The sequence below is a fragment of the Amycolatopsis sp. YIM 10 genome, from assembly GCF_009429145.1.
Lineage (GTDB): Bacteria > Actinomycetota > Actinomycetes > Mycobacteriales > Pseudonocardiaceae > Amycolatopsis.
Map to the genome: position 1 here is coordinate 7,260,948 of NZ_CP045480.1, position 26,932 is coordinate 7,287,879.

At 70.1% G+C, this 26,932-nt stretch carries 24 protein-coding genes; 9 read left to right on the forward strand and 15 right to left on the reverse strand.

Annotated elements, in window-relative coordinates; genetic code table 11:
- The first annotated feature begins 21 nt into the window (after positions 1–21).
- Together YIM_RS34215 and YIM_RS34220 are read left to right on the forward strand one after the other, a co-directional pair.
- Positions 22–1,485, forward strand: coding sequence for a glycosyltransferase family 39 protein (locus YIM_RS34215; protein ID WP_153034245.1), 1,464 nt, complete (start codon positions 22–24; stop codon positions 1,483–1,485).
- Between the two features lie 121 nt (positions 1,486–1,606).
- Complete coding sequence (locus YIM_RS34220; protein ID WP_153034246.1) at positions 1,607–4,570, forward strand: family 16 glycoside hydrolase; 2,964 nt, start codon at positions 1,607–1,609, stop codon at positions 4,568–4,570.
- 3 nt (positions 4,571–4,573) lie between these two features.
- On the opposite strand, the gene YIM_RS34225 is transcribed toward YIM_RS34220, so the two are convergent.
- A complete protein-coding gene (locus tag YIM_RS34225; protein ID WP_153034247.1) occupies positions 4,574–5,359 on the reverse strand; it encodes a S9 family peptidase in 786 nt (261 codons plus the stop codon).
- Between the two features lie 61 nt (positions 5,360–5,420).
- Positions 5,421–5,759, reverse strand: a complete 339-nt coding sequence (locus YIM_RS34230) for a hypothetical protein (RefSeq protein ID WP_153034248.1) — start codon at positions 5,757–5,759, stop codon at positions 5,421–5,423.
- Positions 5,760–5,911: 152 nt separating this feature from the next.
- Between YIM_RS34230 and YIM_RS34235 the strand changes: the two genes are divergently transcribed.
- Positions 5,912–6,217: a hypothetical protein gene (locus tag YIM_RS34235; protein WP_153034249.1), complete on the forward strand. Its 306-nt coding sequence runs from the start codon at positions 5,912–5,914 to the stop codon at positions 6,215–6,217.
- A gap of 17 nt (positions 6,218–6,234) precedes the next feature.
- Positions 6,235–7,047, forward strand: a complete 813-nt coding sequence (locus YIM_RS34240) for a VOC family protein (protein ID WP_153034250.1) — start codon at positions 6,235–6,237, stop codon at positions 7,045–7,047.
- Here the strand turns inward: YIM_RS34240 and YIM_RS34245 are convergent.
- Complete coding sequence (locus YIM_RS34245; RefSeq protein ID WP_153034251.1) at positions 7,035–7,958, reverse strand: NADP-dependent oxidoreductase; 924 nt, start codon at positions 7,956–7,958, stop codon at positions 7,035–7,037. The two genes, YIM_RS34240 and YIM_RS34245, sit on opposite strands and share 13 nt — an antisense overlap.
- 49 nt (positions 7,959–8,007) lie before the next feature.
- On the opposite strand from YIM_RS34245, the gene YIM_RS34250 reads away from it, so the two are divergent.
- Positions 8,008–8,631 (forward strand): TetR/AcrR family transcriptional regulator, encoded by a 624-nt coding sequence (locus YIM_RS34250; protein WP_228004192.1) that lies wholly within the window; start codon positions 8,008–8,010, stop codon positions 8,629–8,631.
- A 210-nt stretch (positions 8,632–8,841) separates the two neighbouring features.
- On the opposite strand, the gene YIM_RS34255 is transcribed toward YIM_RS34250, so the two are convergent.
- The 5 genes from YIM_RS34255 to YIM_RS34275 all read right to left on the reverse strand — a co-directional run bounded on the left by YIM_RS34255 (position 8,842) and on the right by YIM_RS34275 (position 12,688).
- Complete coding sequence (locus YIM_RS34255; protein ID WP_153034252.1) at positions 8,842–9,657, reverse strand: ABC transporter permease; 816 nt, start codon at positions 9,655–9,657, stop codon at positions 8,842–8,844.
- Positions 9,654–10,604 (reverse strand): ATP-binding cassette domain-containing protein, encoded by a 951-nt coding sequence (locus tag YIM_RS34260; RefSeq protein ID WP_153034253.1) that lies wholly within the window; start codon positions 10,602–10,604, stop codon positions 9,654–9,656. The genes YIM_RS34255 and YIM_RS34260 overlap by 4 nt, the downstream gene beginning before the upstream one ends.
- 33 nt (positions 10,605–10,637) lie before the next feature.
- Positions 10,638–11,420: a DUF4097 family beta strand repeat-containing protein gene (locus YIM_RS34265; RefSeq protein ID WP_153034254.1), complete on the reverse strand. Its 783-nt coding sequence runs from the start codon at positions 11,418–11,420 to the stop codon at positions 10,638–10,640.
- 40 nt (positions 11,421–11,460) lie between these two features.
- Complete coding sequence (locus tag YIM_RS34270) at positions 11,461–11,904, reverse strand: toxin-antitoxin system HicB family antitoxin (RefSeq protein WP_153034255.1); 444 nt, start codon at positions 11,902–11,904, stop codon at positions 11,461–11,463.
- Between the two features lie 433 nt (positions 11,905–12,337).
- Positions 12,338–12,688, reverse strand: a complete 351-nt coding sequence (locus YIM_RS34275; RefSeq protein ID WP_153034256.1) for a hypothetical protein — start codon at positions 12,686–12,688, stop codon at positions 12,338–12,340.
- A gap of 147 nt (positions 12,689–12,835) precedes the next feature.
- Between YIM_RS34275 and YIM_RS34280 the strand changes: the two genes are divergently transcribed.
- Positions 12,836–15,865, forward strand: a complete 3,030-nt coding sequence (locus tag YIM_RS34280; RefSeq protein WP_153034257.1) for a BTAD domain-containing putative transcriptional regulator — start codon at positions 12,836–12,838, stop codon at positions 15,863–15,865.
- On the opposite strand, the gene YIM_RS34285 is transcribed toward YIM_RS34280, so the two are convergent.
- From YIM_RS34285 to YIM_RS34305, 5 genes are all read right to left on the reverse strand, one after another.
- Entirely contained in the window at positions 15,859–16,782 is a 924-nt protein-coding gene (locus YIM_RS34285; RefSeq protein ID WP_153034258.1) for a VOC family protein, read from the reverse strand. The genes YIM_RS34280 and YIM_RS34285 overlap by 7 nt on opposite strands.
- A gap of 19 nt (positions 16,783–16,801) precedes the next feature.
- On the reverse strand, positions 16,802–17,578 hold the full coding sequence (locus YIM_RS34290; RefSeq protein WP_153034259.1) for a hypothetical protein: 777 nt from the start codon (positions 17,576–17,578) through the stop codon (positions 16,802–16,804).
- 8 nt (positions 17,579–17,586) lie between these two features.
- A complete protein-coding gene (locus YIM_RS34295; protein WP_228004193.1) occupies positions 17,587–17,883 on the reverse strand; it encodes a transcriptional regulator in 297 nt (98 codons plus the stop codon).
- The gene (locus YIM_RS34300; protein ID WP_153034260.1) at positions 17,873–18,325 is read right to left on the reverse strand and encodes a hypothetical protein; all 453 of its coding nucleotides are present in this window, start codon (positions 18,323–18,325) and stop codon (positions 17,873–17,875) included. Before YIM_RS34300 ends, YIM_RS34295 begins: the two co-directional genes overlap by 11 nt.
- Before the next feature lie 98 nt (positions 18,326–18,423).
- Complete coding sequence (locus tag YIM_RS34305) at positions 18,424–18,894, reverse strand: carboxymuconolactone decarboxylase family protein (RefSeq protein WP_153034261.1); 471 nt, start codon at positions 18,892–18,894, stop codon at positions 18,424–18,426.
- A gap of 165 nt (positions 18,895–19,059) precedes the next feature.
- On the opposite strand from YIM_RS34305, the gene YIM_RS34310 reads away from it, so the two are divergent.
- Complete coding sequence (locus YIM_RS34310; protein WP_153034262.1) at positions 19,060–19,929, forward strand: RNA polymerase sigma-70 factor; 870 nt, start codon at positions 19,060–19,062, stop codon at positions 19,927–19,929.
- On the opposite strand, the gene YIM_RS34315 is transcribed toward YIM_RS34310, so the two are convergent.
- Positions 19,920–21,143: an MFS transporter gene (locus tag YIM_RS34315; RefSeq protein ID WP_228004194.1), complete on the reverse strand. Its 1,224-nt coding sequence runs from the start codon at positions 21,141–21,143 to the stop codon at positions 19,920–19,922. The genes YIM_RS34310 and YIM_RS34315 overlap by 10 nt on opposite strands.
- 212 nt (positions 21,144–21,355) lie before the next feature.
- On the opposite strand from YIM_RS34315, the gene YIM_RS34320 reads away from it, so the two are divergent.
- Positions 21,356–23,062 carry a sodium:proton antiporter gene (locus YIM_RS34320; protein ID WP_153034264.1) on the forward strand — a complete coding sequence of 569 codons (1,707 nt, stop codon included), beginning with the start codon at positions 21,356–21,358 and terminating at the stop codon, positions 23,060–23,062.
- Positions 23,063–23,185: 123 nt separating this feature from the next.
- Positions 23,186–26,092: a CARDB domain-containing protein gene (locus tag YIM_RS34325; RefSeq protein ID WP_153034265.1), complete on the forward strand. Its 2,907-nt coding sequence runs from the start codon at positions 23,186–23,188 to the stop codon at positions 26,090–26,092.
- On the opposite strand, the gene YIM_RS34330 is transcribed toward YIM_RS34325, so the two are convergent.
- Positions 26,082–26,825, reverse strand: coding sequence for a hypothetical protein (locus YIM_RS34330; protein ID WP_153034266.1), 744 nt, complete (start codon positions 26,823–26,825; stop codon positions 26,082–26,084). The genes YIM_RS34325 and YIM_RS34330 overlap by 11 nt on opposite strands.
- Positions 26,826–26,932: the final 107 nt, after the last annotated feature.

Consider the following 26,932-nt stretch of genomic DNA (forward strand, 5'->3'; position numbering starts at 1 on the left):
AACTCGACGAGGGGGGACGGCATGGCGGTGCGGCACGCGGTTCCGCGGCTCGCCGCCATGCCGGTCGCACTGGTGGCCGGTGTGGTCGCCGTGGTCCACCTCGTGCTGGCCGCCGTGCCGCGTGCCTGGTTCGACGAGGACCTGATGCTGGCCATCGGCCGCCACCACCTCGACTGGGGCGCGGTCGACCAGCCGCCGCTGACCCCGTTGCTGGCCAGGCTCGCCGACACGATCGCGCCGGGCTCACAGCTCGTGCTGGCCGTGCCCGCGGTGCTCGCCGCCGCCGGGGCGGTGCTGCTGACCGCGCTCATGGCCAGGGAACTCGGCGGCGACGCCAGGGCGCAGACGCTGGCCGCGCTCGGCCAGTGCACCTGCGTGGCGGCCGCCCAGTTCGGCCACTGGCTGACCCCGTACTCGCTCGAACCCGCACTGTGGGCGGCGATCTGCTGGCTGCTGCTGCGCTGGCTCCGGCTCCGCGACGACCGGCTGCTGCCGGCGCTCGGTGTCGTCGCCGGGATCACCGCGCAGACCCGGTTCCAGGTGATGGCACTGGGTGTCCTGGTGATCGCCGCGGTCGCGCTGACCGGTCCGCGCGCACTGCTCGGCCGCCCCGCTTTCTGGGCGGGCACGGCGATCGCGCTGGTGATCGCGGCACCGACACTGGTCTGGCAGGCGGCCAACGGCTGGCCCCAGCTCGCCATGGCGGGAGTGGTCTCGGCCGAGAACTCGCTGATCTACGGCAGCCCGCTGCTCGTCGCGGGGCACGGCCTGCTCGTCACCGGTCCGCTGACGCTCGGCTTGGCGGTATGCGGCCTGCTCGCGCTGTACCGCGAGCAGCGGTGGCGCGACCTCCGCTTTCTCGGCGTGGCGTTCGTGGTGCTGTTCGCGGTCGTGGTGATCAGCTCCGGCCGCCACTACTACCTGCTGCCGCTGTACAGCGTTCTCGTCGCACTCGGCGCGGTGGCGTTGCAGCACCGGCGCGAAGCGGGACGGACGCGCGCCGCGTGGCCGGTGGTCGCGATCAGCGCGGTGCTGGCCGTGGCCGGGCTGGCGTCCTCGATCGTGCTGGCCTCCCCGAAGTTCGCCGGGCAACTGGTGGCCGCGACCGCCCGCGCGTACCACGATCTGCCGTCGTGGCAACGAGAACGCACGGCCGTCGGAGCCAACCCCTACGTCTACGCGGCCTATCTCGACGCCGCCGCACCCGAGCTGGGACTGCCCGCCGCGGTCAGCCCGAACCGCGCCTACGGCTGGTTCCCGCCACCGCCGGATTCCCGGGACCACCTGCTCCTGGCCGGTGACCCGGACCAGTTGCGCCCGTGGTTCACCGAAGTCCGCGCGCTGGCCGTGGTCGGGGCGCCCACCCCGCTGGGCACCTACGGCGGACTGGTGCCGGAGTCGACCACGATCTGGCTGCTCAGCGGCCGGACCGGCCCGTGGACGGACATCTGGCCCGCCCTGCGCGACCTCGCGCTCGAACCCTGATCACTCTTTCGCAAATATCCAGCATTCTTTCGTTGACCTTGCACAAAAGGGCTGGCTACGTTGGGGCGACGCGGTGTCGCGCAGTGGAGCGCGAGCCGTGCCCCACCGAGGAGGAACGCCCATGCGGCTGTTCGTCGCCCTGCTCGCCTTGGTCGTCGCCGTGGTCTTCCCGGCCCCGGCACTCGCGTTGCCCGACATCCCACCGCAGGAACCCGGCGTGACGATGCGGGTGTTCGACATCCAGGTCCCGCTGGAGGAGTACTGCACGCTCAAACCCAGCCAGACACCCAACATCGACCAGCTGAAGCCGACGATCGACTGGACCACCAACGCGGACTTCGGCATCAACGACCGGTTCGTCACCGAGGTCATCGCGAACCTCAACGTCGCCACCGCCGGTCGTCACGACTTCCGGCTCACCAGTGACGACGGCGCGCGGCTGTTCATCGGCGGCACGCAGGTCATCGACCACGGCGGACGGCACGGCGCGACCCCGAAGGACGGCTCGATCGAGCTGACCACGGGTTACCAGGCCCTGCGCATCGACCACTTCGACGCGGACTTCGACCAGCGGCTCAAGCTGGAGTGGAAGCCGCCGGGCGCGAGCGAGTTCACCCTCGTGCCCAACTCGGTACTGAGCACCGACGCCGAGGTCACCCGGGTCACCTCCCCCGGGCGCAAGGAATGCGAAGGCGTCACCGAATCCCCCGGCGACGGCCTGCCGCTGACCGGTGTGCACCCCGGCTACACGCTGACCGACCTGCGCCCGGCCGGCTTCGAACCGCAGGTCACCGGCATGGACTGGCTGCCGGACGGACGGCTCGCCATTTCCACCTGGGGCGGCGGCAGGGAGACCGTGCTCGGCGAGGTGTACCTGCTCGACGGCGTCACCGGCGCGACCGGCCCGGCACAGGTGACCGCGAAGAAGATCGCGCAGGACCTCCAGGAACCGATGGGCCTGAAATACGTCGACGGCACCATCTACGTCTCGGAGAAGCACCAGCTGACCGCGCTCGTCGACACCAGCGGCGACGAGGTCACCGACGAGTACCGGAAGATCGCGACCTGGCCGTTCGGCGGCAACTACCACGAGTTCGCCTTCGGCCTGCTCTACCAGAACGGGTACTTCTACGTCACCACGGGCATCGCCATGGTCCCCGGTGGCGCGACCGCCGACCCGCAGCCGGTCGTCAACCGGGGCTCCACCCTCAAGATCGACAAGGCCACCGGCAAGGTGTCCTATGTGGCCGGTGGGCTGCGCACGCCGAACGGCCTCGGCTGGGGCCCGGAAGGCGACATCTTCGTCACCGACAACCAGGGCGCGTACCTGCCGACCTCGAAACTGGTGCGGATCAAGCAGGGCCGCTTCTTCAACCACCACACCAATCCCGACGGCCCGTTCGACGACCAGCCGGTGACCGAGCCGGTGCTCTGGCTGCCGCACGGCGAGATCTCGAACTCGCCGAGCAATCCGCTGGTGCTGCCGAACGGGGTGTTCGCCGGCCAGATGGTCTTCGGTGACGTGACCTACGGCGGACTGCAGCGCGCGTACCTGGAGAAGATCGGCGGCGAGTACCAGGGCGCGGTGTTCCGGATGACGCAGGGCCTGGAATCCGGCGTCAGCCGCATCAGCCTGGGCCCCGACGGCGCGATCTACACCGGCGGCATCGGCTGGCAGGGCAACTGGGGACAGGAGGGCAAGCTCAAGTACGGACTGCAGAAACTGTCCCTCAGCGGCAACGGCGCGTTCGACATGCTCGCCATGCGGGCGGTCGACGGCGGTTTCCAGATCGAGTACACCGAGCCGCTGTCCGACGCGACCGCGCAGGACCTGGCGTCGAAGTACAAAGCCGAGCAGTGGCGGTACGTGGCTTCACCGCAGTACGGCGGTCCCAAGGTCGACGAGGAAACGCTCGACGTGACCTCGGCGGCGCTGTCCGCGGACCGCAAGACGGTGACGCTGAAGGTGGCCGGACTGAAGCCGGGTCGCGTGGTGCACGTCCAGTCCCCGCGCCCGTTCGCCTCGGCGTCCGGCACGGAACTGTGGAGCACGGAAGCCTGGTACACGCTCAACAGGCTGCCGGACGGCACGACGGCTCCGCCGGAGTACGAAGCGGAATCCGCCCAGCTGGCCGGTGGCACCGGGTTCAACACCAACCACAGCGGTTACTCGGGTTCCGGGTTCATCGACCGCAACTGGGAACCGGGCACCAGCACCACCTTCGCGGTCACCGCGGACCGGGCCGGACGGCACGACATCGCCCTGCGGTACGCGAACGGGCTCAACCCGAGCCCCGATCCGGTGAGCAAATCGATGAGCCTGTACGTCAACGGACGCAAGGAAAAGCAGGTCTGGCTGGCCAGCACCGGCGCCTGGAACCAGTGGGCGACGCACGTCGAATCCGTACCGCTGCGGACCGGCGCGAACAAGATCTCCTTCGTCTACGAGGCCACCGACACCGGGCACGTCAATCTCGACAAGCTCACCGTCACCCCGACCAAGCGGACCACGCTGTTCGACGGGACCAATCTGGACGCGTGGGAGGCGACCGCGGGCGGCCCGGCGAAATGGCCGGTGGCGAACGGCTCGATGGAATCGTTCGGCGGGGACATCCGCACCAAGGAGAAGTTCGGCGACTTCCGGATGCACGCCGAGTGGTACCAGCCGCACCTCCCGCCCGAGCAGACCGGGCAGGCGCGCGGCAACAGCGGTGTCTACATCCAGGAGCGCTACGAGATCCAGGTGCTGGACTCGTTCGGCATCAACCCGCCGAAGACGAACGACGCCGGGGCGATCTACACGAAGAAGGCACCGGACGTGAACGCCGCGACGGCGCCGGGAACCTGGCAGAGCTACGACATCATCTTCCGGGCGGCGCGCTACGACCACACCGGCAAGAAGATCGCCGACGCGCGGGTGAGCCTGTGGTGGAACGGAACACTGGTGCACAACGACGTCGCGATCGACGGCAGCACCGGGGCCGGCCGTCCGGAAGACCCGTCGCAGGGCCACATCCGGTTGCAGGACCACGGTGACCCCGGGGACAACCCGAGGTTCCGCAACGTCTGGATCGAACGGATGTAGTGCCTAGACCGTGAGGTGGCGCCGGAACCATTCGGTGAGTCCGGCGTCCACCTCGCGGGTTCGTGGCAGCTGGGGTGCGGGTTCGATGCCCGGCTCGTCGGCGAGCGGGTGGGCCAGGCCGGGGATCGACAGCAGTTCGGCTCCGGTGGCGTCGACGAGGTTGAGCGCGTCGGCGCGCAGTCCGGGGTGGTCCTCCTCGCCGCTGACCACCAGCAGTGGCGCACGACCGGCGATCACCTCCGCCTTGGCAAGGAAATCCATGCTGTCGACGGCCTTTTCCGACTCCGCGTCATACGGGTACTCGCCGGGGAAAAGCTCCACCACGGACCGCATCCGGATGCACGCGTTCACCAGCGCGCCCGCGAACACCGGCACGTCCATGTCGGCCAGGACCTGCAAAGCGACGGCCCCGCCCAGTGAACCGCCGAGCACCCCGATCGGGCCGTCGCCGACCGGCAGCTGCTCCCGGATCGAGGCCAGCGCGGCGGGGAACTCCTCCGCCGCCTGCTTGGCGAACGGGTACAGAAAGGACATCAGCACGTCCTCGCGCACCAACGCCAATCCGGCGTCCATGCTGCCGTCGACCATGCGGGCCCCGCACATCGGCATGCCGAGGTGCACCCGCCACGCGGGCAGGCCGTGCATCGGCAGCGCGGCGGCGAACGCGGCGTCCGAGCGCGGCGCGTCGAGCATGTGCCAGGTGAGGACCAGTGGTGCCGGGCCTTCTCCGGCCGGTGGCAGAGCGGTGAAGGGCACACCGGCGGCGGTGCCCGTGATCGGTGGGTGCATGCGACCACGTTAGGTCCGCCGCCGCGTGCCGGGAATCGGTTACGCCACCAGCGGAACGGGATCAGACCGCGTAGGACACGACCATGAAGAGCCCGATGCCCAGCGCGATGGTCGACACGATCACCGCGATCACCGCCACCGGCAACCCGCGGCGGCGCCCGATGCAGCCGATGACACCGAGCGCGAGCCCGGCCACCGCGAACGGCAGGCCGACGTACTGCCGGATCCCGGTGAGGTCCGCCGGGATGAACGGCAGCACCAGCCCCAGCAGGCCGAGGAGCAGCGCGGCCACCGCGAACCCCGGCCCCTTGGGCGGCGCCGGCTGCAGTCCGCCCGGCCAGCCCTGGCTCTGGTCCCAGTGCTGCCGCGGCGCGTTCGGATCGGGCGGGCCGTAGGTCATGGCTCTCCTCAGCGGCGGAACGGCTTCGTTGCTTGCACGCATGCTTCTACCAGCCCGATCGCCCCCGCGGTAGCAACTGGCAGATACGTGACCAATTCCTGCCGTTCCACCGGCCCGGTACCGGCACAATGGACGCAGCGGAAGGGGGTGCCATGCAACCGGTCGGGGTGGTCAGCTGGTCCGGCGCGGGCTGCCTGGTCGGGCCGCTCTTGCTGCTCGGTCTCGCCGTCGGCGTGGTCGGGCAGGAGGTCTTCGACGGCAACGCGGTGGTCACCGGCATCGGCTGGGTCGGCGGTTTCGCGCTCAGCGCGGTGCTGATCCGGGTGATCGGCCGACGGCTGAACCGGTACGGCACACGGCACACGCTCTACGACTCGCCCCTGCAGAGCTACTGGTGGCTGGCCTTCGCCTGCGCGGTACTGGCCGCGGGCATCGTGCTGCTGGTCAACCTGCCCTGACCGGCTACAGTGGATTCATGATCATCAGCCCGCCGCCCGGTGGTCCGGGCTGGCTGGAACTGGCCACCACGGACCCGGAGCGGAGCACGCGCTTCTACCAGGACGTGTTCGGCTGGACCTACCAGCAGGTGACCGACGGCACCGGCCAGGGCTACGTCGTCGCGTCGCTGTTCGACGAGCCCGTGGCCGGTTTCCGCGGGCACCGCGCGGCGGTCCGGGACTGGACGCTCTACCTGGCCACCCCGGACCTCGCGGCCACCAGCGCCCACGCCTACCGCCTCGGCGGCGGCGTGCTCGAAACCCGGCCGCACGTGGTGCCCGGCGTCGGTGCGAAGCTGCTGGTCGACGACCCCAGCGGCGCCACCTTCGGCCTGGTGCAACCGGAACGCGGCTTCACCGCCGGCCTGCCGGGCACCCTGGTGTGGGCCGAGTTCGTCACCCGGCAGGCGCACCTGGCCGACCGGTTCTTCGGCGCCCTGTTCGGCTACGGCCAGCGTCAGTTCGGCGACGGCAGGGCCACCGACTACGTGGTGCACTCACTGGGCGAGGACTCGGTGTTCGGCCGGGTCCGGATGGATCCCGGCACCCCGCCCGAGGTGCCGCCCCGCTGGATCGCGCACTTCGAAGTGGACCCCGACCTGGGTTTCGACCGGACCCTCCACCGCGCCAGGGACGCGGGCGCGCGGCTGCGGTTCCGGCCCTATTCCTCCACCCTCGGCAAGGTCGCCGTGCTGTCCGATCCGCTGGGCACCCGCTTCGCGATCATCGATCCGGCGCTGGCATCCGACTGGGACTACCGCTCCGCGGCCGACGATCCCTACGACGACTGATTCACCAGCACGATCTTCCCGCCGGTGCGGCGGTTTTCGCTGAGTTCGTGCGCGGCGGCGGCTTCGGTCAGCGGGAAGGACGCCGCGACCGGTATCCGCAGACGCCCCTCGTCGGCGAGCGCGGCCGCGATGGCGAGGCCGTGTGGCGCGGGCGTGTCCGCCCCGTCGATCGGTGCCGTGTGCGAGAAGTGCACCCCGTGCGCGTTCGCGGTGAAGTCGACGATCGTCACCACCCGCGCCGGGTCACCGGCGATGGCGACCAGCTCGGGCAGCGCCCCGCCGGCACAGTCGAGCACAGCGTCCACAGTGGACGGAATCCGCCCGGCCGGCCCCGGCCCGTAGGTCGTCGGTTCCGCGCCGAGCGACCGCAGCAGGTCGTGGTTGTGCTCGCGCGCGGTGCCGATCACCTTGGCGCCACGGGCGATCGCGAGCTGCACGGCGACGGTGCCCACACCCCCGGCCGCGCCATGCACCAGTACGGTGTGCCCGACGCCGATCGCGAGCCGGTCGAACACCCGGGTGGCGGTCTCCACGCTGCCCGCGGCACCGCCCGCTTCCTCCCAGCTCCACGCGGCGGGCTTGGCCGCCCAGACGGAGAGGACCGCGTAATCGGAATTGGCGCCACGCGCGGCTGACGAGGTCCCGCCGAACACCTCGTCGCCGACCCGCACGCCGGTGACCCCCTCGCCGACCTCGTCGACCACGCCCGCGGCGTCGAAGCCGGTCAGGTACGGCAGCACATCCGGCAGTACGTCGCGCAACTCACCGGACCGGATCCGCACGTCCCCGGCCGAGAGCCCGGAAGCCCGGACCGCGATGCGGATTTCGCCCGGACCGGCGTGCGGGTCGGGAATCTCGGCGACACGCAGGACGCCGGGCGGGCCGTACTCGGTGATCTGAATGGCTTTCATGATCCGGACCGTAACGGAACACCTGGTCCGGTTAGCTAAAGTGAGAGGGGTGACGGCTCAAGTGGGAACGAAGCTCCGCTCGGACGCCAGGGACAACCGCGCGCGCATCCTGACGGTCGCCCGCCTGGCCTTCGCCGCCGACGGCATCGACGTCCCGATGCGGGAGATCGCGCGGCGCGCCGACCTCGGCGTCGCGACCGTGTACCGGCACTTCGCCACCAAGGACGACCTGCTCGCGGAAGCCTTCGCCGAGCAGATGGTCCTGTGCTCGACGGTCGTGGAGGAGGGCCTGGCGGCGAGCGATCCGTGGGAGGGGTTCAGCCTGGTGATCGAGAACATGATGGTGGTGCACGCGCTCGACCGCGGTTTCGCCCGCGCCTTCACCTCGCAGCTCCCCCGGGCGCTCGACTTCGCCGCCGAACGCAACCGCACCCTGCGCCGGCTGCTCGAACTGGTGGCGCGGGCGAAGAAGTCCGGCGCGCTGCGGGAGGACTTCGTACTGGAGGACATCGGCCTGGCCCTGATGGCGAACGAAGGCATCCGCACCGAAGCCCCGGAAATGCGGGTCGCCGCCTCACGCCGCTTCGCCGCCCTGATGCTCCAGTCGTTCCAGGCACACCCGGTCGCCGCTCCGCTGCCACCCGCCGTCCGGCTCCCCCTGCCGAGACTCTGAACACTCACCCCAACCCACCAACCCGCCGCCCGGCAACGACAGCCGACCACATTGCCCACCCAGCCCTTCCCCATCCCCGCTCCACAGCCAAAACACGGCGAAGACCCCGAGGTCAAGGCATCTTTCCCGCCTTGACATCGGGGTCTTCGCCGTCGTCACAATCAAACAGCGGGGTGGCCGCCAAGCAGTGCCGAGAGCCGAACGAATCGGTCAGCGGCTGTACTCGCGGTTGTACAGCTTCTTCGCCCACACGTAGCTGCCCACCGTGATCACCAGGCACCAGCCCAGCGCGATCCACGCGCTGTTCCCGATCGGCGTGCCCATCAGCAGGCCGCGCAGGGCGTCGATGACCGGGGTGAACGGCTGGTACTCGGCGAACCAGCGGATCGCGTCCGGCATCGAGTCGGTCGGCACGAAACCGCTGCCGAGGAACGGGAGCAGCACCAGCGGCATGCCCACGTTGCTCGCGGTCTCCACGCTGCCGCTCGCCAGTCCCAGCGCGACCGACAGCCAGATCAGCGCGAAGGCCAGCGCCAGCACCAGGCCACCGGCGGCGAGCCAGCCGCCGAGGTCCGCGGCGGGGTCGAAGCCGATCAGCAGCGCCACACCGAGCACCACGCCGACGGTGAGCATCGTCTGGATCACGCTGCCCAGCACGTGCCCGGTCAGCACCGAAACCCGGGCGATCGCCATGGTGCGGAAGCGGGCGATGATGCCCTCGGTCATGTCCATCGCCACCGAGATCGCCGTGCCCTGCACCGCGCTGCAGACCGACATCAGGATGATCGCGGGCACCACGTAGTTGACGTACTCCGCGCGTCCGCCGGAGGCACCGCCGAGCCCGGCACCCAGCGTGCCGCCGAAGACGTAGACAAAAAGCAGCAGGAAAACGATCGGCATGCCGACCAGCAGCACCGTCATCGACGGGTAGCGGATGATGTGCTGGAGGTTGCGCCCCAGCATGGTCGCCGAGTCGGTCAGCGCGCGGGAGCGGGTGCTCACCGGGCGCGGGGTCACGTGGGTCATCGGGTCGTCACCTTCTCGTTCGCGGGGTTGTTACCGGTCAGGGCGAGGAAAACGTCATCCAGGTCGGGGGTGTGCAGGCCCAGCTGGTCGACCTCGATCCGGTCGGCGTCGAGCCGGTCGATCAGGGCCTTGAGCGAGTGGAGGCTGCCGTCGCTGGGCACGCGCAGCGTCAGCGACTCGGCGTCCGGCGTGCCGTTGGCCACGGCCCGCACGGCGGCGTCGAACCCGTGTGCGTCGGCGAACCGCAGCTCCACGTGCCCGCCGGGAATGCGGCGCTTGAGTTCGGCCGCGGTGCCCTCGGCGACCAGCCGCCCGTGGTCCAGCACGGCGATCCGGTCGGCGAGTTCGTCGGCCTCCTCCAGGTACTGCGTGGTGAGGAAGACGGTCACGCCGCCGGCCACCAGCTCGCGGACGATCTGCCACATGCCGCGACGGCTGCGCGGGTCCAGTCCGGTGGTCGGCTCGTCCAGGAAGATCACCCTCGGCCTGCCGACCAGCGTCATCGCCAGGTCGAGGCGCCGCCGCATGCCACCGGAGTAGGTGGACACGGGCTTCTTCGCCGCCTCGGTCAGGTCGAACTGCTCCAGCAGACCGGCCGCGAGCCGCTTGCGCTCGCCCCGGCCGACCAGGTGCAGCTTCGCCATCAGCAGCAGGTTCTCCTCACCGGTGAGCAGGTTGTCCACCGCCGAGAACTGCCCGGTGACGCCGATCGCGGCACGCACCCCGTCCGGGTCGCCTGCCAGGTCGCGCCCGGCGATCGTCGCGGTGCCCTGGTCGGCGTTGATCAGCGTGGACAGGATCTTGACCGTGGTGGTCTTGCCGGCACCGTTCGCGCCGAGCAGGGCGAAGATGGTGCCACGCGGCACGTTCAGGTCGATGCCGTCGAGCACCGTCTTGTCACCGAACGACTTGCGCAGTCCGGTCGCCGTGATGGCGGGCGTGGTCATGGGTTTTCCTTCCGGGAGAACGGTTTCGGGGGGTCAGGCGCCGCGGACGGTGATGTCGCCGAACGAGGTGCGCGCGCGGACGTCGACGGTGTCGCGCTGCCGCGGGAGCCCGTCGGCGAGCGCGTTGCGCACCCGGCCGAACTTGGTGTTCAGCTCGAGCCGCGCGGAGGTGCTGTCCGCGACACCGACGAGGATGTCGCCGAGCGAGGACTCGGCGTCCACCTCGGCGACGGCCCGGTCCACCGAGATGTCGCCGTTGGCGGCGCGGAGGCGCAGTTCGCCCCCGGCCTGGCGAATGGTGGTGGGGCCGTTGGAGTTCTTCACCACGCCGGTGCCGTCGACCTCGCCGAGCGAGACACGACCGGTGCCGGTGGTGATCTCCGCGTCACCGGCGACGTGGCCGACCTCGACGTGCCCGGCCGAGGTCTCCGCCAGCAGCGACCCGGTGGCCTCCATCCGGACGTGCCCGGCGGAGGTCTTGAAGCGGCTGTCGCCGAGCGTGCCGGTGCCGTGGAAGTCGCCCATCGCCACCTCGCCGCGCACTCGGGAACCGGTGGGCAGCTCGATCGTCACGGCGATCGACCTGGTCTTCTTCGAGAGGTCGAGCGGGTTGCGCTTCGGCCCGGTGACCCGCAGTTCGCCGTTGCTGTACTCGACGCGGGTTTCCGCCGCGGCCTTCACGTCGGAAGCGTCGGCCTGGTTGGTCGGGCTGACCTCCACCACGGTGTCGGTCCGGTCGCTCGCGACGAGCCGCACCTCACCGACGGCGAGTTCGACGGTGGCGTTGATCGGGGCGGGAGTGTCGAAAATGGGCATGGCTGTGCTCGTTTCTTTGTGTGTGTTGATCAGGTTCAGGTCAGTGGGTGGGGCGGAGTCCGCGCGGTGGCAGGGCGGCCGTGGCCGCCTCCACCAGCCAGGCGTTGACCGATCGGCGTGCTTCGGCCGCCGCCCGCTCGATCGCCGCCTTGAGCCGCTCCGGCACGCGGAGGTTGATGCGCGCCATCGCGCCGTCCTCCTCGCCGAAGCGCCCGCTGCCCGGTGACGGCCGCTGCTCCGGCGGCGGCAGCGTCACGACGAACGTCGCGTCGCGGCCACGCAGGCGCAGGTCGACCGAACCGGGGGCCAGGTCGCGGGTGATCTCACCCATGGCCCCGGCCAGCGCGTCCAGCAGCGTGAGCCGGATCGCCGGTTCCAGCGATCCGGTCAGCCGCTCGATCAGCTCACCGAACTCGTTCCCACTGGTCTCCAACGCCGCCTCCAACTCTCGGCGGAGGTCGTCCACATACGGCGTCAGGTCCATGGCATCACTATGGCACACAAATGGCACCACTCGCAAGCCACCCTGGCGTATTTACGGCGCCTCACTGACTCACATGCGCTCTGAACAGGCGGTTTGCACACAAAAGACCCCTGGGAGGTGCCGTGAAGGTGGCTTTCACGGCACCTCCCAGAGGTCAAGGAGGGTGCTTCAGGAGGCGGGTGGCGCCAGTTGGCGCCACCGGTGCGCCACGGTCAGCCCACCACGAGCCGGGAGAAGCCCTCGGCTCCGTGCCCCGCGGATCGCACGCTGGACGGCCGCCCGCCCGGCGGTGAGGTTGACCAGAGTGCGGCTACCGCGAATACCGCGACGCGGGCCTGGCCGCGGTGCGGCGGATCCGGATCCTGCTCGCCGCCGGACGCCGCTGATCGTCCTTTATGGACTGCCCGGCCGGGTGAGCCGGGCAGTCCCGGGTTCAGCACAGATCGATGCGGTCGAGTTCGGGGTACAGGTCGCCGAAACCGGTCGAGCGGAACTTCACGTCGATCACGTGGGACTGGATCGTCATGCAGCCGCTGTCGCTGCCGTAGTCCATGATGACCTTCACGCGCACGGTGTAGCTGCAGTTGTTGTCCACGTAGACGTTGGTGTAGTAGCCGGTGATCGGGTTCCCGTGCCGGTACTCCGACCATCCGACGCACGACGGCGCGGCGGCCAGCGGCACCACGCCGGAGTCGGCGGCCGCGATCCCCGGCGCGGCCAATCCCCCGGCCACCAGTCCGGCCGCGACAGCCGCACCGGCGAGCGATCTTCGCTTGTTGCCCATGACAAACCTTCTTCCGGTTCCCAGGCCCCTTCCGGACCCCTCTGCCATCGAGCGTGCCGACCGCTTGTTGCCGAAACATTGGCGAAACGTTGAATCCGGTGCCGCCGCGTGCTAGATCTGGGGCGAACTCACGGGGAGCTGGCTGTCATGGCCGTGGAATTCCGGATTCTCGGCACCACCGAGGTGGTGGTTGACGGGGTCACCGTACCGGTTGGACCTTTCCGACAGCAGTGCGTCCTGGTGGCGCTGCTGGTGAACCTGAACCGCCCGATGCCGGTCGAGCACCTGGTGGACCGGGTGTGGAACGGCACCGCACCGGCCGAAGCCCGCACCTCGCTGCGTTCGTACCTGTCCCGCCTGCGCCGGATCGCGGACCTGCGGATCGAGCGCCGCGCCGGGAGTTACCTGCTGCTGGCCGATCCCGCTTCCGTTGACCTGCACCGCTTCCGCGCGCTGGTGGCGACCGCGCGCGGCCTGGGCGACCGGGACGAAGCACTGGCCGCCTACGACCGCGCGCTCGCCCTGTGGCGCGGAGAACCGTTGGCGGGCTTGGACTTCCCATGGGCCGTCACGCTGCGCCGCACGGTGGAAGCCGAGCGGCACGCGGCCCGGCTGGACCGCGGCGACCTGCGCCTGCGGCGGGGAGAGCACGCCGAGGTACTGCCGGAACTGGCCGAGCACCTCGCGGAGAATCCGCTCGACGAACGCCTGGCGGGGCAGTACCTGCTCGCCCTCTACCGGTGCGGCCGCCAGGCCGAGGCGCTGGCGCACTACGAACGGCTGCGGGCCCGGCTGGCTGACGAACTCGGCATCGACCCCGGGCCGCGGTTGCGGGAACTCCACCGGCGGATTCTGACCGCGACCGCGGAACTGGACACCATCGGCGCTTTGTTGCCTGTCCCGCAGCAACTTCCGGCCGCCGTACCCGGCTTTGTCGGCCGGGTGCGGGCGCTCAAGGAACTGGACGTGGCCGTTTCCGTGATCTCGGGTATGGCGGGCGTGGGCAAAACGGCGCTCGCGATCGAATGGGCGCACCGGGTCCGCGCCCGGTTTCCCGACGGTCAGCTGTACGTCAACCTGCGCGGCTACGGACCCGGCCCGCCGCTGCGTCCGTTCGAAGCGCTCACCCGGTTCCTGCGCTCGCTCGGCGTCGCCGCGGACCAGCTCCCGACCGAGCCGGACGAGGCCGCCGCCCTGTTGCGCACCCTGCTCGCCGACCGGAAAGCGCTGGTACTACTGGACAACGCGGCCACTCCGGAGCAGGTCCGCCCGCTGCTGCCGGGCGGCGCCGGGTCGGTGGTGCTGGTGACCAGCCGCGACCGCCTCGACGGACTGGTCGCCTGCGACGGCGCGCGCAGGCTCACCCTGGACGTGCTCACCGAGGACGAGGCCATCCGGTTGCTGGCCGGGGTTCTCGGCGCCGAACGGGTCGCCGCGGAACCCGAGGCGGCCGCCGAGCTGGTCCGGCTCACCGCCCGGCTACCGCTGGCGTTGCGCATCGCCGCCGCGAAGCTCACCGGGAGCATCGCCGGTCACGTGGACCAGCTCAGGTCCGGGGACAAGCTGGGCCAGCTGGAAATCGCGGGCGACGAACGAGCCGCGCTCCGGTCCACGTTCGGCATCTCCTACCGAAGCCTTTCGACGGAACAGCAACGCTTGTTCCGGCTACTGGGCTTGTTCCCCGGTGAGGATTTCACGCCGGAAGCCGTCGCGGAGCTGGCCGGGACCGGGCGCGCCGCGGAACTGCTCGACGACCTGGCCACGGCCCATCTGCTCGACCCGCACCGGCCAGGGCGGTACACCTTCCACGACCTGTTGCGCCAGTACGCCGCCGAGCGTTGCCGGTCCGAAGACAGCGAACAGGACCGGAAAGCCGCGCTGGACCGCCTCGCGTACTGGTATTTCCGCACCGCCGACGCGGCGGCGAAGGTGCTCCACCCCCAGTTGCTCCGGCTACCGGACGCACCGTTCTCCGGCGCCGCCCCGGATTTCCCCGACCGCGCCACCGCACTGTCCTGGTTGGACAGTGAACGGGCGAACATCGCCGCGGTCGGTGCCGCCACCGCCGAACACGGTCCGCGAGAAGTGGCCTGGCGGCTGGCCGACACCCTGCGCGGGTACTTCTGGACCGGCCTGCACCACCCGGAGTGGTCCACGTCGGCCGCTGCCGCGGTCAAGGCCGCGGCAGTCGAAGGAGACGTGCGCGCCAACGCCGTGGTGCTGATCAATCTCGGTGATTCGTGCCTGCGCCGAAGCGAGCACGAACGGGCCGCCGAGCACTACACCCGGGCCGTCGGTCTCCTCCGCGACGCGAGCTGGGCCGACGGGCAGGCCACCGTGCTCGGCAAGCTGGGCCTCGTCCACCGGGAATCAGGGGATCTCGCGCGGGCCGCGGATTGCTACGAACGCGCCTTCGAGGCGGCGGGGAGCAAGGTCCGGCAGGCCGCCTGCCTCGGCAACCTCGGTTTTGTGCAGTACGAGATGGGCGAGTACGCGCGGGCGGCGACCGGGCACGCCAGGGCGCTGGCGCTGTACGAGGAACTCGGGATCGAGTCCGGCCAGGCGACCGCGCTCGGCAATCTCGGCGACGCGCTGCACGCGCTCGGCCGCTCCGGCGAGGCGATGGCCCGGTTCGACCGCGCGTTGCCGATCCTGCGGGAAATCGGGGACGTGAGCACCGAAGCGGCGACACTGGCGAGCATGGCCGCCGTCGATCTGGACACCGGACGGGACCAGCGCGCGGCCGAACGCGCGCGAGCGGCAGTGGACCTCGCGCGCAGGTCCGGGGACGCTCGCGTCGAAGTGGACGCCCTCACCGCGCTCGGCTGGGTCCACCAGGCGTCCGGGCGCACGGCGGAGGCGGCCGACTGCCACCGCCAAGCCCTGGACCTCGGGCGCCACGCCGGACTCCGCTACAACGCGGCGGAAGCGCTGGTCGGACTGGCCGTGGCGCGGGCCGATCGTGACACCGCGCGGGAGGCACTCGAGCTTGTCCGCGAGGCCGGTTATCGCGGTCTGGAAGGACGTGTGCTGACCGCGCTGGCCGAACTGCTGCTGCACGAAGGCGAGACCGCGCAGGCAGCCGAACACGGGCAGCGGGCGCTGGCGATCCACCGCGAAACCGGTCATCGCCGGGGAGAAGCCCGGACGCTGGCGTTGCTCGCGCGGACCTACTGATCGCCTTGGCGGAAGGTGAGAAAGGCAGCAGGTACAAAAACCTCACCCGACGGCGTTTCTCGCATGGAAATCCCGTTGTCCCGCAACAGATCCCGAGTCGCCGCGAGGTCGCCGACCGCGACCGTGCACGCGACGAGAGCAGGCAGCGCGGGTGCTTCCGCCCCGGGAAGCCACGACCCGAGACCGGAGGCGGGGACCAGCGTCAGCGTTGCCCCGTCGAGGTCGAAAACCCGGGCAGGGCCGGACGCCCGAGGCACCCGGCCGAGGTAGCGCTCGTAACGTGCCTGGACGGCGTCGAGTTCGGCGTCGGCGGTGCAGAGCGTCGCGTCGACCAGTCCGATGGCACCGTTGGGATGGTCCGGCACCCGGGTCGCCTGGATTCCCTCGTCCAGCTCCGCGACGACGCCGATCCGGCCTTCCGCGTACTCGATTTCCAGGTAGCGCACGGTTTCCACGACGTCGCCCGCCGGGCGCCGGACCGTGTTCACGCCGCCGTGCGCCACTCCGGCCGCGGTCAGGCGGTCGGCGGTGGCCTCGATGTCGGAGGAGGAGAACATCAGGATGTGCAGGCCCTCGAAGCGGTCCAGGAAGCCCGCGAGGCTCGCGCTGGTGGCGTTGATGCGCTCCAGCAGTGTCGGCAGCACCTCGGGCGGGGCCTGCAGCGGAACGATCCGCGCGTCGGCCGGGAGGTGTCCGGTGCCGTCGACCACGGTGGCCAGTTCGAGGAAGTCGCGCGCGAAGTCGGCGTGCGTGTTGGCCGCACCGAACGGTTCGGGCTCGGCCCCTTCCCGCGGGGCCATCGCCGGACAACTGGGCGCGTGCACCGTGAAGCCCAGCCGCCGGTACAACTCGAGCGCCCCCGCCAAATCCCGGACGACATGCCCGACGTGGTGCAGGCGAATGCTTTCAGAGGCCATGGCCCCACTCTAGTGACGTTCAGCTGGGCCGCGGAGGCCAGTTGTACGCCGCCCACTCACCGTCGTCGTGGATCCGGAAGAACCAGTCGAGCGTGGGGGAGGCCAGGAAACCCTCCAGCTGGATCCAGTCGTACTGGCGTGCCACCAGGAATGTCACGTCTGTTTCGCAGCCGAACCGCTCCATCCATGGGTGGAGAGCGAGAACCCGGTCTACGCCGTAGGCCGGGAGTTCATCGACAAGGTCCAGATACTCGTGCGCGTATCCGCCCATTGTCGCGGGATACCTGTCGTATCGGCGTTCGACTTCTTCCAGCACCGCCGCGTGTTCCTTGACGGTCATGCGCCGACGGAACGGGGGGACGGGCTCATCCGTGGTCACGTCCGGCTCCAGCGCGGAGATCGTGTGACGGTGCGCGTCCCGCACGATCTCGGACAGTTCCGGCCGCCATTCCGGGTGCCTCCTCATCTCCATGGCCTGCTCGAAATGCGACAGTGATTCGGCAAGGGCGATGTTCGCGCACTCCGTTATCAGGCCTCTGGCTTCCTCCGATGAGGAGAATTCCTCGGCACGGAAAGCCTCGACCTCGAAAAGCAGGCTGCCACCGAACGACATGGCCGCGTCGATACGCATAGCGAGGAGCGACCGGTCGCCGCGGTGATCGAACGAATCCGACCGGCCACTGGCTCTCAACTCGGCCGACTCCACCGCCAGCGCACGATACCGGGTCAGCCACTGGTGACGAATCCGGTGGTGCAGGCCGGCGCCCTTGTCCATCTCGGCGTTCTTGGTCCACATGGGGCAGCTCAGGTGGTGAGTGCGCGCAGTGCGGCCACGTGCGCGGTGTAGCGGCGCAGACCTGTCGGAGTGAGCCGGAACCAGGTGCGCGGCCGTCGTCCCACCGCACCCTTGCGCACTTCGAGGTAGCCGGCGTCTTCCAGCGTGCGCGCGTGCTTCGACAGCGCGGAATCGCTCAGCCCGGTCGAGTCGCGGACCGCGGCGAAGTCCAGCCACTCCGCGCCACTGGCGAGCAGGGCGCAGATCGACAACCGCGCGATCGGATGCACCACCGGGTCCAGTCCGCCCGTGTCGTCAGGGCCCACCGGCACCCACCCGTCCGGACCGCACGTCGTGCCGGATCGCCCGCAGCTGCCGCCGCAACTGGTCGGCGGCCAGCACCCCGGTGAGCAGGGCGACGCCGAGCGCGATCGCGGTCGCCCCGGACAGCGCGAGCGGCACCACCGCGATCATCCCGGCCGCGGTCACCACCAGCTGGAGCACGGCGGGCCTGGTCAGCGACGGGTAACCGGTGGCCGGCTTCACCCCGCGCCGCCCGCTGAGCAGCCAGGAAAACGCGCCGAGCACCAGTACCGCGGCGACCGGGACGAGGAAGTAGGCGAACACCGGCAGGGTCAGCGCCGGCAGGGCCGCGAGCGCGGCCACGGCGAGCGCGTTGAGGGCCAGGTACCACCCTGGCAGACGGATGCGAGCGGCAAGCTGCGCGCGCTGGCGGGCGATTTCGGCGAGACCGGCTTCGGGTTCCATTTTTGCCCTCCCGGAAACTACTTTCCACAGAGAAAGTACGCCGCCGCACGACCGGACCGCAAGGCCCGGGAGCGTGGCGCTCCCGGGCTCGTGGCCGCTCAGCCGTACACGCCGGGCTGGTAGGAACCGCCCGCCTGGCGCAGGATCACGCCGAGCCGGTTGGCCGCGTTGATCTGGGCCACCAGCGAAACCAGGGCGGCGACCTCGTTGTCGTCGTAGTGCTTGCGCACCAGCTCCCACGTCTCGTCGGACACGCCCTGTCCGGCGTCGGCGAGCCGGGTGCCTTCCTCGGCGAGCGCGAACGCGGCGCGTTCCGCCTCGGTGAACACGGTCGACTCCCGCCACGCGGCGACGAGGTTGATCCGCACCGCGGTTTCGCCGGCCGCCGCGGCTTCCTTGGTGTGCACGTCGGTGCACCAGCCGCAGCCGTTGATCTGGCTGACGCGCAACGCCACGAGCTCCTGCGCCGGCTTGGGCAGCACCTGCGCGATCACCAGGCTGGCAGTGAAGAACCGCTTGGCGAACTTGGCGCCGATCTCGTTGTCGGTCAGGTCGAACCGGGCTTCCATGAAGGTGTCCTCACTGGTCGGTGTCTCATTCGAACGACCACCAGATGCCGCGAACCCCAGCCTTGTGACAGCAGGACGGGTGACCCACGCCACACCGGTCCCGGTGTCACAGAACCGCGGTGGCCGGTGTCTGGTGGGCGCAACCAGCCCGAGCGGAGGAGCCCCATGACCGCCACCGAGGTTTTCCTCACCCACCGCAACCTGCTCTTCACCGTCGCCTACGAGATGCTCGGCTCGGCCGCGGACGCCGAGGACGTGCTCCAGGAAACCTGGCTGCGCTGGGCGGAAGTCGACCTCGACGGCGTACAGAACCAGCGCGCCTACCTGGTCCGGATCGCCACCCGCCAGGCGCTGGTCCGGCTGCGCACGCTCGGCAGGCGCCGCGAGTCCTACGTCGGGCCGTGGCTGCCCGAGCCCCTGCTCACCACACCGGACGTGGCCGAGGACGTCGAACTGGCCGACAGCGTCTCGATGGCGATGCTGCTGGTGCTCGAAACACTCGCGCCGACCGAGCGCGCGGTTTTTGTCCTGCGCGAGGTGTTCGACCTGCCCTACGGCGAAATCGCCGAAGCCGTCGGCAAGAACCAGGCCGCGGTGCGCCAGATCGCGCACCGCGCGCGGGCACACGTCGCCGCGCGCCGGCCGCACGGTGTGGTCTCCCCCGCCGAATCCCGCGACGCGCTCGCGGCCTTCCAGCGCGCGGTGGAAACCGGCGATCTCCAGCGCCTGCTCGACGTGCTCGCCCCCGAGGTCGTGCTGCTGACCGATGGTGGCGGAGTCGCGCGGGCCGCGCTGGCGCCCATCACCGGGGCCGCCGGTGTGGCCGAGGTGCTGGGCAGGCTCGCCGGTGCCGCGTCGCTGCGATCGGCCCAGGTGAACGGTCACCCGGCGCTGACCGTCCACTTGGGACGCGAACTCGACACCGTCATCGCGGTGCACCTGGAAAACGGGCTCATCACCGGGCTCTACGCCGTGCGCAATCCGGAAAAGCTGGCGCGCATGACGAGCGAGACCGCACTGAGCCGTCAAGCGTAGGACTCCTCGATCAGCCGCCGGTGCCGGTGGACCAGCCGGTGGACCAGCACCACGACCACCAGCTGGGCGAGGCCGGACACCGCGAACACGGCGGGCACGCTGGTCACCCCGGCCAGCGCGCCACCGGCCAGCGCACCCAGCGGAATGCCACCCCACAACGCCACCCGGTGCGCGCCGAGCACCCTGCCGAGCAGTTCGGCGGGGATCATGGCCTGCCGCAACGACATCGACAGCACGTTCCACATCGTCACGCCCAGCGCGACGCCGAAGAACCACCCACCGGCCGCCCAGAGATCCGTGACCGTGCCCAGCAGCACCGACATCACCGGCGCGATCGACACCGCGACCGTGATCGCCCGCGGCCTGCCGAGCCGGGTGGTCAGCGGGCCCACCACCGCGGACCCGGCCAGGCCGCCGATCCCCATGGCGGCAAAAAGCAGGCCGTACAGCGACGGGCTCAGCTCCAGCGTGTCCAGCGCGTACAACACGGTGAGCGAGGTGGCCATCGACATCAGCGCCGCGATCAGTCCACTGTAGATGGTCAGATTCCGCAACACCGGGTGGTTCCACAGCCAGCGCAGCCCTTCGCGGACGTCCGCGCGCAACGTCGTCGGCTCGGTGCGGCCGGCCCGGAACCGGCCGGGAATGGCGAGCACCAGCACGGCGGCGACCACGAACCCGAGCATCGGGGCGAGGAACGGGGCGGCGCGGAACCAGCCGAACAACGCCGCGCCCACCGGCGGGCCGATGAAGTCCTTCCCGACGGTTTCCTCGACGGTCAGCCAGCTGTTGGCCTTGTCCAGCCCGCGGCGGCCGACCACCTGGGGCAGGATGGCGCGGTCCGCGGAGTCGTAGACCACCTGGCAGATTCCGAGCGCGAACGCGGCGGCGTAGAGCACCGCGATCCCGCCCGTCCCGGTGGCGATGAGCACCACGAGCACGGCGAGCAGCACCGCGCGGACGGCGTTGACCACCGACATGGCCCGCCGCCGGTCCACCCGGTCCACCAGCGCGCCGCCGGGCAACCCGAACAGCAGCCACGGCAGGAACGCGAACGCGGTGAGCCCGGAGACCAGCACCGGATCGCCGGTCAGTGAGGCCGCGAGCAGGGGCAGCGAAACCTTGACCACCCCGTCGGCACACGTGGCCGTGGCGGAGGCGGCGAACAACTTCCAGAACGAACGATCAAGAGCAATGGCGACACGCCGGGGCAAGGGATTCCCACCTTCGAAAACGATGCGTCGTTTCCGCTCAGGCGGCGAAGAGCCCCCGGGGAGCGCGGAAACGCAGGACAGATCGCAGGTCCACGAGTACCGCCTCCCCTCGTTCCGGTGCGGGCAGCGGCGCTGATCGTAACAGCGCCGCGACCGACCCACCATCGAGTAAAAGCGGCGGGATCCACGACACGTGACGCACACTGCCCGGCATGCAGGAACTGGCATTGCTCGCCGTGGTGGCGGTGCTGATCATCGTGGTGGTGTCGTACGCCGCGCCCAAGCTGAAGGTCGCGGCGCCGGTGCTGCTGGTGATCGTCGGCATGGCGTGCAGCCAGGTCCCCGGCGCGCCCGAGCTCTTTGTCGAGCCGGACTGGATCCTGGTGGTGGTGCTGCCACCGATCCTGTACGCGGCGGCGGTGAACGTGCCGGTGGTGGATTTCCGCCGGGACCTCGGCACCATCGGAGCGCTGTCGGTGCTGCTGGTGGTGGTGTCCGCGTTCGGCACCGGACTGCTGTTCTGGTGGCTGGTCCCCGATCTCGACCTGGCCGCCGCGGTGGCGCTCGGCGCGGTGATCAGCCCGCCGGACGCGGTCGCCGCGACCTCGATCGGAAAGCGGCTCGGGCTGCCGCCCCGGCTGGTCACCATTCTCGAAGGCGAGGGGCTGGTCAACGACGCCACCGCGCTCGTGCTGCTCCGCACCGCCGTCGCCGCGATCGCGGGCACGGTCTCCTTCTGGGGCGCGCTCGGCGACTTCGCCTACGCCGTGTTCGTCGGCGTCGCGGCCGGCGCGGTCGTCGGGGTGGTCTCGGTGTGGGCGCGCTCCCGGATCCGCAACCAGCCCGTGCTGACCACCGCGATCTCACTGGTGGTCCCGTTCCTGGCCTTCATCCCGGCCGAGGAACTGCACGCGTCCGGGGTGATCGGGGTGGTGACGGCGGGCCTGATCACCGGGCACCAGAGCGCGAAGCGGTTCACCGCGCATGACCGCATCTCCGAGCGCACCAACTGGCGGACCATCCAGCTGCTGCTGGAGAACGGTGTCTTCCTGCTGATGGGCTTCGAGATCACCGCGGTGGTCGCCGACGTGCACAACTCGGGCCAGGGCGTGTGGACCGCGATCGGCCTCGGCCTGCTCGCCACGGTCACGCTGATCTTCCTGCGCGTCGTTTTTGTCGTCCCGCTCATCGCGGCGCTGCGCCGTCAGCAGCGCGGCGCGGGCGCGACGACCGATCGGATCGAGTCACTGCTGGACCGGCTCACCGCGCGCGGTCCCCATCCGGACCACGAGCGCCGGTACGCGAAGGCGACCCGCGCCCTGCGACGACGCCACGCCGACGCAGCCTTCTTCGCCAGTGAGGGCCTCGGCTGGCGCGGTGGCGGGGTGCTCGCCTGGTCCGGGATGCGCGGGGTGGTCACGGTCGCCGCCGCGCAGTCGCTGCCGACCGACGTGCCGCACCGGGCCGAGCTGGTGCTGATCGCGTTCACCGTCGCGATCGTGACGCTGATCCTGCAGGGCGGCACGCTGCCCGCGTTGATCAAGGTGCTCGGCGTCCAGGGCACCGACGCCGAGCACGAACGCCGCGAACTCGCCCGCCTGGCGACCGAGATCCACACCGCCGCGCAGGCACTGGTCGACAACCCGGCGCTGACCCGCGAGAACGGCAAGCCGTTCGACGCGGCGCTCCTCGACAAGACGCGCAAGCGCACCCTCGCCACCGCCGAGGTGATCGACAAGATGCTCGGCGAGCACGATCCGGACAGCCCGCTCCAGCAACGACGCGAACTGCAGCGCCTGCTCATCGACGCGATGCAGAACGCGCTGCTCGACGCGCGCGCCGGGGGCACCTACAGCTCGCACACCCTGGACCGGGCCCAGCACCTGATCGACACCGAGGCCGCCCGCTTCACCTCGTGAAGCTCCCCGGGTAATCCGCCGTTGACGAAAGCGTCATCGTGCTGAAATATTTAATCTCATCCTCGCAAGAACTCGACAAGATCACGAAATTCGCCGGGATCAACCATCGAATCCGAGGTCCCCATGCACCGGAAACGCCTCGGCGGCCTGCTCGCCGCCTGCCTGCTCGGCACCCTCCCGCCCGCCACCGCGCACGCCGCGGACACCGATCTCGCCGCCGGGAAACCGGTCGAAGCGTCGTCCTCGGTGTTCTCGTTCGTCGGCCCGAACGCCACGGACGGCAACATCGGCAGTTACTGGGAGTCCGCCGGCTTCCCCGCGACGCTGACCACGAAGCTCGGCGCCGACGCCGACCTGTCGTCCGTGGTGGTCAAGCTCAACCCCGATCCGATCTGGGGACCGAGAACGCAGAGCATCGAAGTGCTCGGCCGCAGCCAGGCCGGCACCGGTTTCACCACCCTGCGACCCCGCGCCGACTACCAGTTCAGCCCGCATTCGGGCCAGAACTCGGTGACCATCCCGGTCACCGGCCGGGCCGCCGACCTGCGGCTGGCCTTCTACGGCAACAGCGGCGCGCCCGGTGGGCAAATCGGCGAACTCCAGGTCTTCGGCACCCCGGCCCCCAATCCCGACCTCGTCGTCAGTGCCCTGACCTGGACCCCGGCCAGTCCGTCCGAAAGCGACGCGGTCACCCTCTCGGCGACCGTGCGCAACACCGGATCCGCGCCCGCCGGGGCGACCACGGTCAACTTCAGCCTCGGTGGCGCGGTCGCGGGCAGTGCCGCGGTCGGCGCGCTCGCCCCCGGCGCCTCGGCCGTGGTGACCCTGGACGCGGGCAAGCGGCCGATGGGCAGCTACCCGGCCGCCGTGGTGGCCGACCCGGCCAACACGGTCCCCGAGCAGAACGACGGCAACAACACCTTCACCGCCGCGTCACCGCTGGTCGTCACCCAGGCGCCCGGACCGGATCTGGAGGTACTCGGCATCACCGCCAACCCGTCGAACCCGGCCGAGGGCACCCCGGTCAGGTTCACCGCGGCCGTGCGCAACCGCGGGACCACCGCGGTCGACGCGGGCACGGTCACCAGGGTCAGCGTCGGCGGGACCACTTTGGACACTGCCACACCACAGATTCCCGCCGGTGCCACGGTGAACGTGACCACCAGCGGTTCGTGGACCGCGACCGGTGGTGGCGCCACGGTGACCGCGACCGCCGACGCGACCGGACTGGTCGCCGAGACCAACGAGGGCAACAACAGCTTCGGGCAGGCCATCGTGGTCGGCCGCGGTGCCGCCGTGCCCTACGTCGAGTACGAGGCCGAAGCGGGTACCTACCAGGGCACCCTGCTCGAAGCCGATCCACTGAGGACGTTCGGGCACACCAACTTCGCCACCGAGTCGTCCGGCCGCAAATCGGTCCGGCTGGACAACCAGGGCCAGTTCGTCGAGTTCACCTCGGTCGGCTCCACGAATTCGATCGTGGTGCGCAACTCGATCCCGGACGCGCCCGGCGGCGGGGGCATCGACGCCACCATCAGCCTCTACGCGGACGGCAACTTCGTGCAGAAGCTGAACCTGTCGTCGAAGCACAGCTGGCTCTACGGCAACACCGACGGGCCGGAGGCGCTGACGAACACCCCGCAGGCCGACGCGCGCAGGCTCTTCGACGAGGCGAACGCGTTGCTGCCGTCGACCTATCCGGCGGGCACGAAGTTCCGCCTGCAACGCGATTCCGGTGACACCGCGGCGTTCTACATCATCGACCTGATCGACCTGGAGCAGGTGGCGCCGCCGAGCGGCAAGCCGGCCGAATGCACCTCGATCACCGAGTACGGTGCCGTGCCCGGTGACGGCAACGACGACACCGCGGCCATCCAGGCGGCGGTGACCGCCGACCAGAACGGGGCCATCGGCTGTGTGTGGATCCCAGCCGGGCAGTGGCGGCAGGAGAAGAAGATCCTCACCGACGACCCGCTCGACCGCGGGCAGTACAACCAGGTGGGCATCAGCAACGTGAAGATCCGCGGGGCCGGGATGTGGCACTCGCAGCTGTACACGCTGACCGAGCCGCACAAGGCGGTTGGCGGCATCAACCACCCGCACGAGGGCAACTTCGGCTTCGACATCGACGGCAACACGCAGATCTCGGACATCGCCATCTTCGGCTCCGGCCGGATCCGCGGCGGGCCCGACGGCGCCGAGGGCGGGGTGGGCCTCAACGGCCGGTTCGGCCAGGGCACCAGGATCACCAACGTCTGGATCGAGCACGCCAACGTCGGTGTCTGGGTGGGCCGCGACTACGACAACATCCCCGAGCTCTGGGGCCCGGCCGACGGCCTGGAGTTCAGCGGCATGCGCATCCGCGACACCTACGCCGACGGCATCAACTTCACCAACGGCACCCGGAACTCGCGCGTGTTCAACTCCTCGTTCCGCACCACCGGTGACGACGCGCTCGCGGTGTGGGCCAACAAGTTCGTGAAGAACCAGTCGGTCGACATCGCGCATGACAACCACTTCGTCAACAACACCATCCAGCTGCCGTGGCGTGCCAACGGGATCGCCATCTACGGCGGGTACGGGAACAAGGCGGAGAACAACCTGATCCACGACACGGCCAACTATCCGGGCATCATGCTGGCCACCGACCACGACCCGCTGCCGTTCTCCGGGCAGACCGTGCTGGCGAACAACGCGCTCTACCGCTGCGGCGGCGCTTTCTGGGGCGAGGCGCAGAAGTTCGGCGCCATCACGCTGTTCGCCCAGGGACCGGACATTCCGGGAGTCGTCATCCGAGACACCGAGGTCCACGACTCGACCTACGACGGCATCCAGTTCAAGGCAGGCGGGGGCACCGTCCCCGGCGCGACGATCACCAACGTCCGGATCGACAAGTCCAACAACGGCGCGGGAATCCTGGCACACGGCGGTGCCCGCGGCAGCGCGACGCTGTCCGGTGTGACCATCACCAACTCGAAGAACGGAGACATCGTGCGCGAACCGGGCTCGACCTTCGTGTTCAACCAGTAGTTCGTGCCCCGCGCTGCCGGACCGGTTCCTTCCGGCCCGGCGGCGCGGGCGCGGCCCTTCCGGTCAGCCAGTCCTCCAGCTTTCCCTTGGCAGCCCGGTAGTTCTGGTCGAAATAACCCAGCTTCCACAGCTCCGGTGGCTGGACGAAGTCGTTCAGCCGGGGAAACTCGGTGGCGCACAGCACGGGCTGTTCGGGCAGTTCGTCCACCGCGCCATCGACGAACTGCTTGCGGGCGCGTTCCTCGCGCAACGCGGCCTCGGCGATCTTCTGGTATTTCTCCAGGTATTCGTCCGAGACACCGCGGATGTAGTTCAGCATCTGCTGGACGTGGTCGTCGATCTCGGTGTTGACGAGATAGCGTTCCCGCTGCACCAGGTGCAGGAAGGAGCGGGCTTCGGCGAGCCGGGAGACCTGCTCGACGAGCGTGGCGCCGGTCCGGTGCGCCGAAAGGAAGAACCTGGCCAGCTGCACCTGCTCGTAACCGGCTTTCAGGTTTCGCAGTGCCGCGACCAGAACCACCTTCCGCTCCTCGTGTGCCGCGCGGTTCGACGCGCGGTGGGCCAGCGCCACCGAGAGCACCCCGGTGACGATCACCGCGACGATCAGGTTCATCACCGTTTTGGCACCCTCCAGCGCCAGGTCCACCGACGGGTCGGCGGCGAGGAAGAGCACCACGAGCGCTCCGCCCAGCAGCACGAGGGTGCCCGTCAACGCGGCGATCAGCTTGACCATCCGATGAGCGTGGCAGCCCGACGTCACCACGAGGCGTCGGCGAAAGCACGATCACCTACGGTCGTCGGTAATTTGTGGTTTGGCGCAACAAATTCCCCGCCGACGTT